This window comes from Mycolicibacterium obuense, assembly GCF_055397605.1.
This window is the reverse complement of sequence record NZ_AP043663.1, coordinates 2632196-2645628: the sequence shown is the minus strand read 5'-3', so window position 1 is coordinate 2645628 and position 13433 is coordinate 2632196. Positions and strand designations below refer to the sequence as shown.

Here is a 13433-nt window from a genome sequence, read left to right as displayed (position 1 = left end):
CGCGGTCGCGCGCCGCCGCTACTGCGGAACCGTGACTGCGCTGGCGCCCTGACCGGTGCCGTACTGACCGGGTGTGCCGCCCGCGACCAGCGCGCTCAGCGCGAGCACGGTGGTGATCCGGCCCGACTCCCGGTCGACGTCGTCGACGGTGCTCATCGCGCTGTTCAAGGCGTTGTCCGACCGGGTGACGGCGACCGCGGAGGTGCCTGATGCCGCACCGTCGCGGCCGGCGAGCACGACGCCCGCGCCGTGGGGAGCCAGGCCGGCGGCGAACCGGGCCACCGTCGCACCCTGGTTGCCGGCGTCGTCGCCGAGACCGCCGCCGGTGAGGACGACAGCGGTGTCGGCCGCGCCGACGCGCTCGGTGCCATAGGTGATGAACCCGGTGTCGCGCAGCGCGGACAGCACGGTGTCGCGCTGATCGTCGTTGACGGGCGGCGCCTTGGGGTCGCGGTTGGTCAGCAGCGTGATGCCGAGCAGATCGCCGGCTTGGGAGCCCTGGTCGACGGTCGTGGTGCTCAGCTGCGTGCCTGCCGGCACGATCGGCGAGTTCACCACCGAGAGCAGCTTCTCGGCGGAGTTGGCGTCGACGAATTCCTGGGTCAGTGCGATCGTGCCGCTGACGCGCCCACCCGCCTCTCCGACGAGACGGGCGACGGCGTCGACGTCGTCATCGGCGGCGTCGGGGGTGCGGAACAGCACCACCGACTTGTTCGCCAGGCTGTCACGCAGAATGCGCGGAGCCATCTGTGCGTCGAAGTCGCCTGCGGCGCTCAGCTTTTCGTTGAGCCCGTTCCGGTCGTTGGTGAGCGTGTCGATCTCGGTCTGCATCTGCGCCTTGTCGTCGCGCATCCCCGACAGCACGGTGTTGGACAGCAGCCCCGAGCCCAGGGCGATACCGAGTGCCAGCGCCAGGAACACGGCGGCCAGCGAGATGGCGTGCGAGCGCAGCGAGATCACGTCGACCCTCCTAGGCGACCAGACCCTGGACCCACAGCAGGAACTGGTTCCACGTGTGGGTCATCCATTCGAGCACTGCGGCATCGGCGCGTGACACCCACAGCGCGGCGATCACCGCGATCAGCATCGCGAGTACCAGCAGTGCGATCGCGCCGCCGGAGACGCGGCTGCGGTACAGCGTCGCAACGGCTTTGGCGTCGACGAGCTTCTCCCCCACCTTCAGCCGGGTCAGGAAGGTGGACGGGTTGCTGCGCTGGCGGGTGCGATCGAAGAACTCCTCGATGCTGGCGGTGTGGCCGACGGTGACGATCAGCGATGCTCCGTGGTGGTCGCACAGCAGCAGGGCCAGGTCGGCGGCCGAACCCGCAGCGGGGAACGTCATCGCGCCGACACCGAGGTCCTGGATGCGCTCGAGACCGGCGGCGTGACCGTCGGCGTCGGCGGGCAGCACCACTTGTGCACCGCTGCGCAGCGCCTCGGTGCTGATCTTGTCGGGGTCACCCACGATCAGCGCCGGACGATAGCCGGCCTTGCGCAGGACGTCGGCGCCGGTTCCGACCCCGACGAGCACCGGCTGGTACTCCTTGATGAACGGTTTGAGCGCCTTGAGATCGGCGGCGGCGTGGTCCTCCTCGGCGACGACCACGACGTGGCGCCGATTGAGGTCGACGTCGATGTCGGGGATGCCGATGCCGTCGATGAGCAGCGGGCTCTCGCTGCGGATGAATTCGATCGAGTTGCCTGCGAACGCCTCGAGGTGCGCGACCAGTCCGCCCTTGGCTTCCTGCATCATCTCGTGGATGTCGGCGTCGGTGCGCTCGGTGCCCAGGATCAGTCGGCGGTCACCGGAGTAGACGCCGCCCTCGTTGATGCGGATTCGCGCGCCGTCCTTGACCTTCTTGAAGACCTCTTGGCCCGTGTCGTCGACGAGCGTGATCCCGTTGGCCACGAGCACCTCGGGTCCGAGGTTCGGGTAGCGCCCCGAGATCGACGACGACGCGTTCACCACCGCCGCGATGTTCGCCTCGACCAGGGCGTCGGCGGTGACGCGGTCGAGGTCTTGTGCGTCGATGACCACGATGTCGCCGGGCGTCACCCGGCGCAGAAGTCGGTCGATGTCGCGGTCCACCCTGGCGGTGCCGGTGATGCCCGGCCGTGAACTGGCGTTTCGGGAGAGCAGCGCTGACATCTTCATGGGGGGATTCTGTCCAGCAACCCCGGAGATCTGTCGGAGGCGCGCCGTAACATCAGCCTCAGAAGTCTCTTCTTTTCACACCAGTCACAGAGCTTAAGCCGGCGCCTCACGCTCCTGCCGCGCCGTATCCAGCAGTTCTCGCGCGTGCGCACGACCGCTGTCGGACTCCCCCAACCCAGCCAGCATCCTGGCCAGCTCGGCGACCCGGTCGTCTTCGCCGAGGCGGCGCACGCCGCTGGTCTTGGCCCGCGTCGAGGTCGCCTCCGCCTGACCCTCGATGACCAGGTGCACGTCGGCGTAGGCGGCGACCTGAGGCAGGTGGGTCACGACGATCACCTGATGGGTGCGGGCCAGCCGCGCGAGTCGGCGCCCTATCTGCACCGCGGCGCGTCCGCCGACCCCGGCGTCGACTTCGTCGAACACCATCGTGGTGCCCTCCGTGGACGCGGCCAAGACCACCTCGAGGGCGAGCATCACACGGGACAACTCGCCTCCGGAGGCACTCTTGTGCAGCGGCAGGATGTCCGATCCCCGGTGCGCGGCAAACCCGAATTCCACTGCGTCGACACCATCGCGGCCGGCGTGCACCACATCGCCAGAGGCCAGCGTCAGCGGCGCGCTGTCGTCGGGGCGCGCCGCCAGCGGACTGACCGCGATGGTGAACTGTGCACCGGACATCGCCAGTCCGCCGAGTTCGGCGGTGACGGCCTTGGCCAACCCCTTCGCAGCCTTGACCCGGGCCTTGGTGACCTCGGCAGCCGCGACCGCCACGGCCCCGGCGAGGTCGTCGACGCGGCGCGCGAGGCCGGCCATCGCCTCCTCGGAGACGTCGAGCTGGGCGAGCCGCTCGCGAGACGTGCGCGCCCAGTCCAGGACGCCGTCGACATCGGGGGCGTACTTGCGGGTCAGCGAGCGCAGCTCGGCCTGACGCGCCAATTTGGTCTCCAACGCGCTTGCGTCACTGGGTAATTCGGACAGGAAGTGGCCGAGCTCGGCAGCGACGTCGACGACGACGGTCAGTGCTCCGTCGAGTTGTCCGGCCAGCGCCTTGAGGGCGGCGTCATCGGTGTTCTCCAGCGCCGAGCGGGCCTGCCCGACGGCGTCGACCGCCGAGGCGCCCTCTGCGGCGGTGTCGCTGTCGCCGGAGAGCACCGAGCGCGCGGTGTGCACCGCCTCGCGCAGCGCGTCCAACTCCGACAGCCGCCGGATGTCGGACACCAGCGACTCGTCCTCGCCCGGCTGCGGCGCGACCCCATCGATCTCGTCGATGCCGAACTGCAGGCGGTCCGCCTCCTGGGCCAGCTCGCGGGCGTGCCGTCGGCGCTCCTCGAGATCCGTGCGGGCGGCCAGCCACTCATCGCGCGCGGTCCGGTAGCGCTGCAGCTGCGCGGTGACGCCCGCGTGGCGGTCGAGCGCACCGCGCTGCTCGTCCGGACGCATCAGACGCAGCTGGTCGTTCTGGCCGTGCAGCGTGAGCAGCTCGCCGGTGAATTCGCTCAGCGATTTGGCGGGCACGCTGCGGCCCCCCAGGTACGCGCGCGACGGCCCCTCCCGGCTCACCGAGCGGGCCGCGATCACGCTGCCGTCGTCGTCGCGGTCGGCGCCTGAGGAATCCAGGATGTCGTCGACCCGTGCGACCGCGTCGGCACCGAGTTCGGCGGTGACGAATCTGCCCTCGACGACCGCTTTCGGCGACCCGGACCGCACCCGGGCCGGGTCGGCGCGGGCACCCCCGAGCAGATGCAGACCCGTCACCACCATGGTCTTGCCGGCGCCGGTCTCCCCGGTGAGCACCGTCAATCCACCGTCAAACTCCGCGGTCGCCGCGCTGATCGCGCCCAGCGACTCGATCCGAATCTCGGCTAGCACTAGGGTCCGCGCCACCCCGTGACCGGCAACCGGAACTTACGCACCAGCCGGTCGGCGAACGGCGCGCTGTCCAACCGCACCCATTTCAACGGGGTGCCGCATCGAGTCACCTCGAGACGACCACCGGCAGGCAGCACCATCTCCCGCCGGCCGTCACAGAACACCAGCGCGTCATGGCCGGAGGCCTCGATCTCGATGGCGATCAGCGCGTGGGGGCTGGTGACCATCGGCCGGGCGAACAACGCGTGGGCGTTGTTGGGCACCACGATGATCGCCTCCAGGTCGGGCCACAACACCGGCCCACCGGCGGAGAACGCGTACGCGGTCGAGCCGGTCGGGCTCGACACAAGCATGCCGTCGCAGCCGAAGGCCGAGACCGGGCGGCCGTCGACCTCGAGGACCACGCCCAGCACACCGAGCCGCGGCCCCTTCTCCAGGCTCGCCTCGTTGAGCGCCCAGCCGCGGTCGAGCAGTTCACCACCCGACCAGACGGTCACGTCGAGCGTCATCCGTTCCTCGACGCGGTACTCGCGACGGACGATGTGGTCGAGCACGGTGTCGATCGAGTCGGCTTCGGCCTCGGCGAGGAAACCGATCTTGCCGAGGTTCACTCCGAGCACCGGTATCTCCACGTTGCGCGCCAGCTCCGCGGCCCGCAGGAACGTACCGTCGCCGCCGAGCACGAGAACGAGCTCGCAGCCCTCGGCAGCACGCTGATCGGCGTCGACGACATCCACGTCGACGCCGAGGGCCGCCATGGCGGACGTGCGGCGCTGCGGCGATCCGCGGTCGACCGCCTCGGCGGAAAGGACGCGCAGAGCGATGTCGTTGTCGCTGAACACCTTTGCCACCCGCCGCGCGACGTCGAGGGCGTCATCGCGGCCGGTGTGCACCACCAGGAGAACGGTGCGTTCGGCTGTCATTGCGGGCCTTCCTCGACGGCGCGGCGGATCGCGGTCTCGAGCGCGTCGCCCCGCAGGGCCTCCGTCGTGTCGGCGCGTAGATGCAGAAAGTACTCGACGTTGCCGGCCGGGCCCGGTAGCGGGCTCGCGGTCACGGCGACACTGTGCCACCCCAGGGTCTGCGCGGTCGCGGCGACCGAGCGGACCGCGTCGATGCGCAGCAGCGGATCGGAGACCACGCCTCCCGCGCCCACCCGGTCCTTGCCGACCTCGAACTGCGGCTTCACCATGGGAACGATATCGGCGGCCGATGACGCACACGCAGTCAGCGCCGGCAGTACGGTCGCCAACGAGATGAACGACAGGTCGGCGACTATCAGGTCGACCGGTCCGCCGATGGCCTCGGCAGTCAGCTCCCGCACGTTGGTCCGCTCCATCACCGTGACCCGGTCATCGGTCCGCAACGCCCATGCGAGCTGCCCGTATCCGACGTCGACCGCCACCACTTCCCGTGCGTCCCTGGTGAGCAAGACCTCGGTGAAACCGCCGGTGGAGGCGCCGGCGTCCAGGCAACGACGCCCCTGTACCGCCACCTCGAACGCATCGAGCGCCCCGATCAGCTTGTGCGCACCGCGCGACACCCAGCTCGGTTCGTCCGCGTCGTCGACCGTCAGGTTCGCACTCACCGCGATGGCTGTCGCGGGCTTCGCGGCCCGCATCCCGTCCACGCTCACCCGGCCTGCGCCGATCAGCTCAGCTGCCTGCTGGCGCGAGCGGGCCAGCCCACGCCGAACCAGCTCGGCGTCCACACGAGCGCGCCGCGTCACGCGGATCAGCCTTTCTCGACCGATTCCAGCGCGCGCACCAGCAGATCGTGCGCCTCCTCCAGGCGGGCGGCGACGGAGTCCAGATCAGCGTCGGTGGGTTCGGTCGGCTCTCCGAGGAGGTCGGCAACCTGGGCGCGGAGCTGGTCGGGTTCGGTACTCATGTCGAATGCCACGCTAGTCGATGTCGGGGCCGAGCAGGGACCACCTCTGCGCCGCCTCGCGGGCCGCGTCGTCGGCCGCGCTGATCGTGGTTCTGGTGCCGGGCTCGGTGTCTGCCGCCCAGACCGCCGCGGCGATCGCGCGGACGATGGACAGTGCGTCCCCGGCATCCTCGCCCGTCGAGGCCACCACCACGCCATCCTCCCGGCACTCGACTCGCCAGGCGCGGTGCGGACCGACCCGCAATCCCTCCGCGTCGTCGGTCAGCGCGCGGAGGTCCTCGGCGATCATGTCCGGCCGCTGATCGGCGACGGCGAAGATGGCGTCTGCGGCGTCGTTGACGCCACACAGCACCATCAGGCTCGGCAGCCCTGAGGCATGGGCTCCCGCGATGTCGGTGTCGAGTCGATCGCCGATCATCAGCGGCGAGTCGAAGTCACCGCGCGCCAACGCATCCGCCATCAAGGCAGGCGCAGGCTTACCGGCCACCTGGGGATCCTGATCGGTGGCCGCCCGCAACGCAGCGACCATCGAGCCGTTACCCGGCAGCAGGCCCCGCTCCGAGGGCAGTGTCTTGTCCACGTTGGCGGCGACCCACAATGCGCCTGCCCGGACGGCGAGCCCCGCCTCGGCGAGGTCGGACCATGCGGTTTGGGGTGAGTGTCCCTGCACGACGGCCACCGGCTCATCGGCGAACTCGCGCACCGGCTTCAGGCCGGCGGCCCGCACCTCGTCGGCGAGTGAGTCGGTACCGACGACGAGGACTTTCGCCTGATTCGGTAGTTGCTCGGCGAGCAACCGGGCCGCCGTCTGCGCGCTGGTCACGACGTCGTCAGCGGTCGCACTGAAGCCGAGTTCCCGTAGATGCTCGGCGACCTGGTCGGCACTGCGGGAAGCGTTGTTGGTGACGAACAATCTGCGGGCCGTCAGGGCGCCGAGAGTCTCGACCGCGCCGGGAGTCGGCTCGTGTCCCCGGAAGACGGTGCCGTCCAAGTCGAGCAGCAGGCAGTCATGAAGATGCGCAAGGGTTTTCACGTCAGGACAGTTCCGTGATCCGCTCTTCGGCGTCGGTGACACCGTCGGTGTCCGCCGCAGCCGCCTTGAGGAACCACTGCAGCGCGTCGTCGCGACGGTCGAGCGCCAGCAGCGTATCGGCATACACGTAGAACAAGCGGGCCGCGGTCTGGCCGGTACGTGCGGGATCCAGTTGCGGGGTGGACAGCACAGCGAGAGCCTGTTCGTGCTGACCGAGATCGGAGCGGGCACCGGCGACGACGATGCGTAGCTCGTCGGCGTCGTCGCCGCTCAGCTGCGCAGCCTCGGGACTGCGACCGAGTTCGATCGCCCGCTCGGGACGGCCGACACCTCGTTCACAGTCGGCGATCATCGCCAGAAGTGGTGAGCGACTGCCCATTCGGCGGGCGGCCCGCAATTCGGAGAGCGCCTGTGCCCAATCACCACAGGCGTAGGCGGCTATGCCGACGGCCTCGCGTACGGCCGCGATGCGACCCGAGCGGGCGCGCGCAGCCCGGGCGTGCTCCAGGGCCGCCTCGGGATCCTCGTCGAGCAGTTCGCCGGCCGCCACGAGATGGCGGGCAACCGCATCAGCGGTGGCTCGATCGAGGGTGGTCAGTTCGCCGCGAATCTCGGGAGAGAGCTGTTTGGCCTCGATCTCCGCAGGAATGGGCGGTCCGGTGGGTTTCGTCTCGTCCTGCGTTCTGGGTTGCGCAGGACGAGCGCGATGCGGACCCGAGCTGCGCGGCGCCGAGCGCTGATCGCGGCGGGGCCCCTGCCTGTCGCCGGCCGAACCGCCGCGGTGGGGTCGCCGGTCGCCGCGGCCGGCCTTATTGTCTTCGGGCACCACAAAAGGATACGGCCACAATCAGCGACACCACAATTGCGCGAATTCCCAATGCGCAGAACGCAATAGAGAGCGCCGAATAAAGGCCCCGAAATAGGAAATCGCCCCCCACGAAAGTGGGGGGCGATTCCAATGTGTGTTCGGCGGTGTCCTACTTTTCCACCCGTGTGGGTAGTATCATCGGCGCTGGTAGGCTTAGCTTCCGGGTTCGGGATGGGTCCGGGCGTTTCCCTGCCGCTATGGCCGCCGTAACTTTATTCACTTTTATAGTGATCCCCGTGTGGGGAAGTTTTGTAGCCCCTGTTTTTTGGTGGTGGGGGTGGTGTGTGTTTGTGGTGTGGTTGCGAGGTTTTGTTGGTGTTGTAAGTTTTCGGCCGGTTAGTGCCAGTTCCCTGCGACTATTACTAGTCTTCTAGGTCTGGTCTATCGATCCCGTGGTCTGCGGGGGGCCTTATCCCACTTGATGGGTGAGAAGCCTGGTCTTGGAGGGGGTTTCCCGCTTAGATGCTTTCAGCGGTTATCCTGTCCGAACGTGGCTATCCAGCGGTGCCCCTGGTGGGACAACTGGTGGACCAGAGGTTCGTCCGTCCCGGTCCTCTCGTACTAGGGACAGATTTCCTCAAGCTTCTGACGCGCGCGGCGGATAGAGACCGAACTGTCTCACGACGTTCTAAACCCAGCTCGCGTGCCGCTTTAATGGGCGAACAGCCCAACCCTTGGGACCTGCTCCAGCCCCAGGATGCGACGAGCCGACATCGAGGTGCCAAACCATCCCGTCGATATGGACTCTTGGGGAAGATCAGCCTGTTATCCCCGGGGTACCTTTTATCCGTTGAGCGACACCCCTTCCACTCAGAGGTGCCGGATCACTAGTCCCGACTTTCGTCCCTGCTTGACATGTATGTCTCGCAGTCAAGCTCCCTTGTGCACTTACACTCAACACCTGATTGCCGTCCAGGTTGAGGGAACCTTTGGGCGCCTCCGTTACATTTTAGGAGGCAACCGCCCCAGTTAAACTACCCACCAGGCACTGTCCCTGAACCGGATATACGGTTCGAGGTTAGAGGCCCAATACGATCAGAGTGGTATTTCAACAACGACTCCACAATCACTGGCGTGACTGCTTCATAGTCTCCCACCTATCCTACACAAACCGTATCGAGCACCAATACCAAGTTGTAGTGAAGGTCCCGGGGTCTTTTCGTCCTGCCGCGCGTAACGAGCATCTTTACTCGTAATGCAATTTCGCCGAGTCTATGGTTGAGACAGTTGAGAAGTCGTTACGCCATTCGTGCAGGTCGGAACTTACCCGACAAGGAATTTCGCTACCTTAGGATGGTTATAGTTACCACCGCCGTTTACTGGGGCTTAAATTCTCCGCTTCACCCTTACGAGTTAACAGGTCCTCTTAACCTTCCAGCACCGGGCAGGCGTCAGTCCGTATACATCGTCTTGCGACTTCGCACGGACCTGTGTTTTTAGTAAACAGTCGCTTCTCACTGGTTTGTGCCACCCACTCACGCTCAGAACCGCGAGGGTTCGTCACGCCATGTGGGTCCCCCTTCTCCCGAAGTTACGGGGGCATTTTGCCGAGTTCCTTAACCATAGTTCACTCGTACGCCTTGGTATTCTCTACCTGACCACCTGTGTTGGTTTGGGGTACGGGCCGTGTATGCGCTCGCTAGAGGCTTTTCTCGACAGCATAGGATCACCGAATTCGCCTCACTCGGCTATGCATCACCTCTCAGGATATGTGAGATCCGGATTTGCCTAGATCTCTCCCTACAGGTTTGCCCCAGTATTACCACTGACTGGTACGGCTACCTTCCTGCGTCACCCCATCGCTTGACTACTACCACCGAAGGTCCCGCGCAGCCGGTGATCCCCGCTTCCCGAAGGAATTGGTGGACCACCTTTTGGGCGGTTAGTACCGGTGATTCATCAGGGACGCTCATACACGGGTACGGGAATATCAACCCGTTGTCCATCGACTACGCCTGTCGGCCTCGCCTTAGGTCCCGACTCACCCTGGGAGGACTGGCCTGGCCCAGGAACCCTTGGTCTTTCGGCGGGCAAGGTTCTCACTTGCCTTATCGCTACTCATGCCTGCATTCTCACTCCCACACCCTCCACCACTCGATCACTCGGCGGCTTCACCGGATGCAGGACGCTCCCCTACCCAGCACACACAAGGTGTGCTGCCGCGGCTTCGGCGGTGTGCTTGAGCCCCGCTACATTATCGGCGCACAATCACTTGACCAGTGAGCTATTACGCACTCTTTCAAGGGTGGCTGCTTCTAAGCCAACCTCCTGGTTGTCTTCGCGACTGCACATCCTTTTCCACTTAGCACACGCTTAGGGGCCTTAGCCGGCGATCTGGGCTGTTTCCCTCTCGACGCACGGAGCTTATCCCCCGCCGTCTCACTGCCGCATTACACCGTGTCGGCATTCGGAGTTTGGCTGACGTCAGTAACCTTGTGAGGCCCATCGGCCATCCAGTAGCTCTACCTCCGACACGAACACTGCGACGCTGCACCTAAATGCATTTCGGGGAGAACCAGCTATCACGGAGTTTGATTGGCCTTTCACCCCTACCCACAACTCATCCCCTCAGTCTTCAACCTAAGTGGGTTCGGGCCTCCACGCGGTCTTACCCGCGCTTCACCCTGGCCATGGGTAGATCACTCCGCTTCGGGTCCAGAACACACCACTACACCACACACTGTTGTGTGGATACGCCCTATTCAGACTCGCTTTCGCTACGGCTACCCCACCCGGGTTAACCTCGCGACATGTCCCTGACTCGCAGGCTCATTCTTCAAAAGGCACGCCATCACCCCACAACAAAGTCGAGGGCTCTGACGGATTGTAAGCGCACGGTTTCAGGTACTATTTCACTCCCCTCCCGGGGTACTTTTCACCATTCCCTCACGGTACTAATCCGCTATCGGTCACTGAGAAGTATTCAGGCTTACCGGGTGGTCCCGGCAGATTCACAGCAGATTCCACGGGCCCGCTGCTACTCGGGGAAAACATTTCACGAAAGCCGCCAGGTTTTCGGATACGGGGCTCTCACCCTCTCCGGCAGGCCATCCCAGACCACTTCACCTAACCCAACGGTTGTTCACTTTCGCTCCTCTCGGCGGAGAGAAGAAGAAACGCCCCACAACACCGCACACACAACCCCCGCCGGGTATCACATGCACACGGTTTAGCCATCCTCCGCTTTCGCTCGCCACTACTCACGGAATCACTGTTGTTTTCTCTTCCTACGGGTACTGAGATGTTTCACTTCCCCGCGTTCCCTCCCAACGCCTATATATTCAGCGCTGGGTAACACGACATCACTCGTGCTGGGTTTCCCCATTCGGACATCCTCGGATCCACGCTCGGTTGGCAGCTCCCCGAGGCATATCGCAGCCTCCCACGTCCTTCATCGGCTCTCAGTGCCAAGGCATCCACCATGCGCCCTTAAACACTTACAACACAAAACCAAAAAAATGAGTCATCACCCACACACAACCCCAGCACCCCGAAGAGCACCGCCATCGCATGCGGGTATCAGAAAAATTTGCATTACATGCTGACCACACACAACCCACAAAAGTCATGCATGCTCAGATGCTCGCAACCACTATCCACAAATCAAACACCACACCCCACCACCAAAGCAGGGCAACAACAGCACCTCTCACCACACACAGTGGCCAGAGAACCAACGGGCTGTTGTCTCAAAGCCCAATAGTGTGTCCGATGATTTTCCCCACCACGCTTATCCCACGCAGCAAGCCAAGTTTGTTGAATTGCACCAGACCCCCACCCACTACAGGTGTGAGGCCATCTTCACGAATCGGCTACGGTCACCGAACCCCCACACGATGTGGGCGGGCCGAGCTCTCGTGGTGCTCCTTAGAAAGGAGGTGATCCAGCCGCACCTTCCGGTACGGCTACCTTGTTACGACTTCGTCCCAATCGCCGATCCCACCTTCGACGGCTCCCTCCCACAAGGGGTTAGGCCACCGGCTTCGGGTGTTACCGACTTTCATGACGTGACGGGCGGTGTGTACAAGGCCCGGGAACGTATTCACCGCAGCGTTGCTGATCTGCGATTACTAGCGACTCCGACTTCACGGGGTCGAGTTGCAGACCCCGATCCGAACTGAGACCGGCTTTGAAAGGATTCGCTCCACCTCACGGCATCGCAGCCCTTTGTACCGGCCATTGTAGCATGTGTGAAGCCCTGGACATAAGGGGCATGATGACTTGACGTCATCCCCACCTTCCTCCGAGTTGACCCCGGCAGTCTCTCACGAGTCCCCACCATAACGTGCTGGCAACATGAGACAAGGGTTGCGCTCGTTGCGGGACTTAACCCAACATCTCACGACACGAGCTGACGACAGCCATGCACCACCTGCACACAGGCCACAAGGGAACTGATATCTCTACCAGCGTCCTGTGCATGTCAAACCCAGGTAAGGTTCTTCGCGTTGCATCGAATTAATCCACATGCTCCGCCGCTTGTGCGGGCCCCCGTCAATTCCTTTGAGTTTTAGCCTTGCGGCCGTACTCCCCAGGCGGGGTACTTAATGCGTTAGCTACGGCACGGATCCCAAGGAAGGAAACCCACACCTAGTACCCACCGTTTACGGCGTGGACTACCAGGGTATCTAATCCTGTTCGCTCCCCACGCTTTCGCTCCTCAGCGTCAGTTACTGCCCAGAGACCCGCCTTCGCCACCGGTGTTCCTCCTGATATCTGCGCATTCCACCGCTACACCAGGAATTCCAGTCTCCCCTGCAGTACTCCAGTCTGCCCGTATCGCCCGCACGCCCACAATTGAGTTGTGAGTTTTCACGAACAACGCGACAAACCACCTACGAGCTCTTTACGCCCAGTAATTCCGGACAACGCTCGGACCCTACGTATTACCGCGGCTGCTGGCACGTAGTTGGCCGGTCCTTCTTCTCCAGGTACCGTCACTTGCGCTTCGTCCCTGGCGAAAGAGGTTTACAACCCGAAGGCCGTCATCCCTCACGCGGCGTCGCTGCATCAGGCTTGCGCCCATTGTGCAATATTCCCCACTGCTGCCTCCCGTAGGAGTCTGGGCCGTATCTCAGTCCCAGTGTGGCCGGTCACCCTCTCAGGCCGGCTACCCGTCGTCGCCTTGGTAGGCCATTACCCCACCAACAAGCTGATAGGCCGCGGGCCCATCCCACACCGCAAAAGCTTTCCACCACAGCACATGAATGCCGTGGTCCTATCCGGTATTAGACCCAGTTTCCCAGGCTTATCCCAAAGTGCAGGGCAGATCACCCACGTGTTACTCACCCGTTCGCCACTCGAGTACCCCGAAGGGCCTTTCCGTTCGACTTGCATGTGTTAAGCACGCCGCCAGCGTTCGTCCTGAGCCAGGATCAAACTCTCCAAACAAAAACCCCCGATACAAGACCGGGCAGAATCCGAATCAGAAAAATCCGATCACAAACACCAGCAAAAACTGGCAAAAAAACGTTGCGCCCCCAAACGGGAAAATGCGGACACAACAAAAAACAACAAACAAAAACCACCAAACACACTATTGAGTTCTCAAACAACAGCCCCGACTGACCGCGCAAAGATCCCGCGGCTAAAAGCCGCGATCGCTACTGCGGGCAGAT

8 protein-coding genes and 3 rRNA genes are annotated in these 13433 nt (G+C 64.2%); all 11 read right to left on the bottom strand.

The features are described from left to right. Positions 1-18: 18 nt before the first annotated feature. Complete coding sequence (locus ACZ50N_RS12670; RefSeq protein ID WP_464475506.1) at positions 19-960, bottom strand: copper transporter; 942 nt, start codon at positions 958-960, stop codon at positions 19-21. Positions 961-970: 10 nt separating this feature from the next. Next, positions 971-2155: a putative cytokinetic ring protein SteA gene (gene steA / locus ACZ50N_RS12665; protein ID WP_046366489.1), complete on the bottom strand. Its 1185-nt coding sequence runs from the start codon at positions 2153-2155 to the stop codon at positions 971-973. A gap of 93 nt (positions 2156-2248) precedes the next feature. Further along, positions 2249-4024, bottom strand: coding sequence for a DNA repair protein RecN (gene recN / locus ACZ50N_RS12660; protein WP_464475505.1), 1776 nt, complete (start codon positions 4022-4024; stop codon positions 2249-2251). Continuing rightward, a complete protein-coding gene (locus ACZ50N_RS12655) occupies positions 4024-4947 on the bottom strand; it encodes an NAD kinase (protein ID WP_046366487.1) in 924 nt (307 codons plus the stop codon). The genes recN and ACZ50N_RS12655 overlap by 1 nt, the downstream gene beginning before the upstream one ends. Beyond that, positions 4944-5753, bottom strand: a complete 810-nt coding sequence (locus tag ACZ50N_RS12650; protein WP_464475504.1) for a TlyA family RNA methyltransferase — start codon at positions 5751-5753, stop codon at positions 4944-4946. The genes ACZ50N_RS12655 and ACZ50N_RS12650 overlap by 4 nt, the downstream gene beginning before the upstream one ends. 5 nt (positions 5754-5758) lie before the next feature. Beyond that, the gene (locus tag ACZ50N_RS12645) at positions 5759-5914 is read right to left on the bottom strand and encodes a hypothetical protein (RefSeq protein ID WP_162938696.1); all 156 of its coding nucleotides are present in this window, start codon (positions 5912-5914) and stop codon (positions 5759-5761) included. Between the two features lie 13 nt (positions 5915-5927). Further along, positions 5928-6947: an HAD-IIA family hydrolase gene (locus tag ACZ50N_RS12640; RefSeq protein ID WP_048424483.1), complete on the bottom strand. Its 1020-nt coding sequence runs from the start codon at positions 6945-6947 to the stop codon at positions 5928-5930. A 1-nt stretch (position 6948) separates the two neighbouring features. Then, complete coding sequence (locus ACZ50N_RS12635; protein ID WP_082164291.1) at positions 6949-7773, bottom strand: tetratricopeptide repeat protein; 825 nt, start codon at positions 7771-7773, stop codon at positions 6949-6951. 138 nt (positions 7774-7911) lie between these two features. Next, a 5S ribosomal RNA gene (gene rrf, locus ACZ50N_RS12630) occupies positions 7912-8024 on the bottom strand. 107 nt (positions 8025-8131) lie between these two features. Beyond that, positions 8132-11258, bottom strand: a 23S ribosomal RNA gene (locus ACZ50N_RS12625). A gap of 428 nt (positions 11259-11686) precedes the next feature. Next, a 16S ribosomal RNA gene (locus ACZ50N_RS12620) occupies positions 11687-13206 on the bottom strand. Together the 16S, 23S and 5S rRNA genes form the textbook arrangement of a ribosomal RNA operon. Positions 13207-13433: the final 227 nt, after the last annotated feature.

Bases quoted from the DNA above. Each gene is read 5' to 3' on its own strand.
- ACZ50N_RS12645 (WP_162938696.1), bottom strand. From the start codon at position 5,914: ATGAGTACCGAACCCGACCAGCTCCGCGCCCAGGTTGCCGACCTCCTC.
- steA (WP_046366489.1), bottom strand. From the start codon at position 2,155: ATGAAGATGTCAGCGCTGCTCTCCCGAAACGCCAGTTCACGGCCGGGC.
- ACZ50N_RS12655 (WP_046366487.1), bottom strand. From the start codon at position 4,947: ATGACAGCCGAACGCACCGTTCTCCTGGTGGTGCACACCGGCCGCGAT.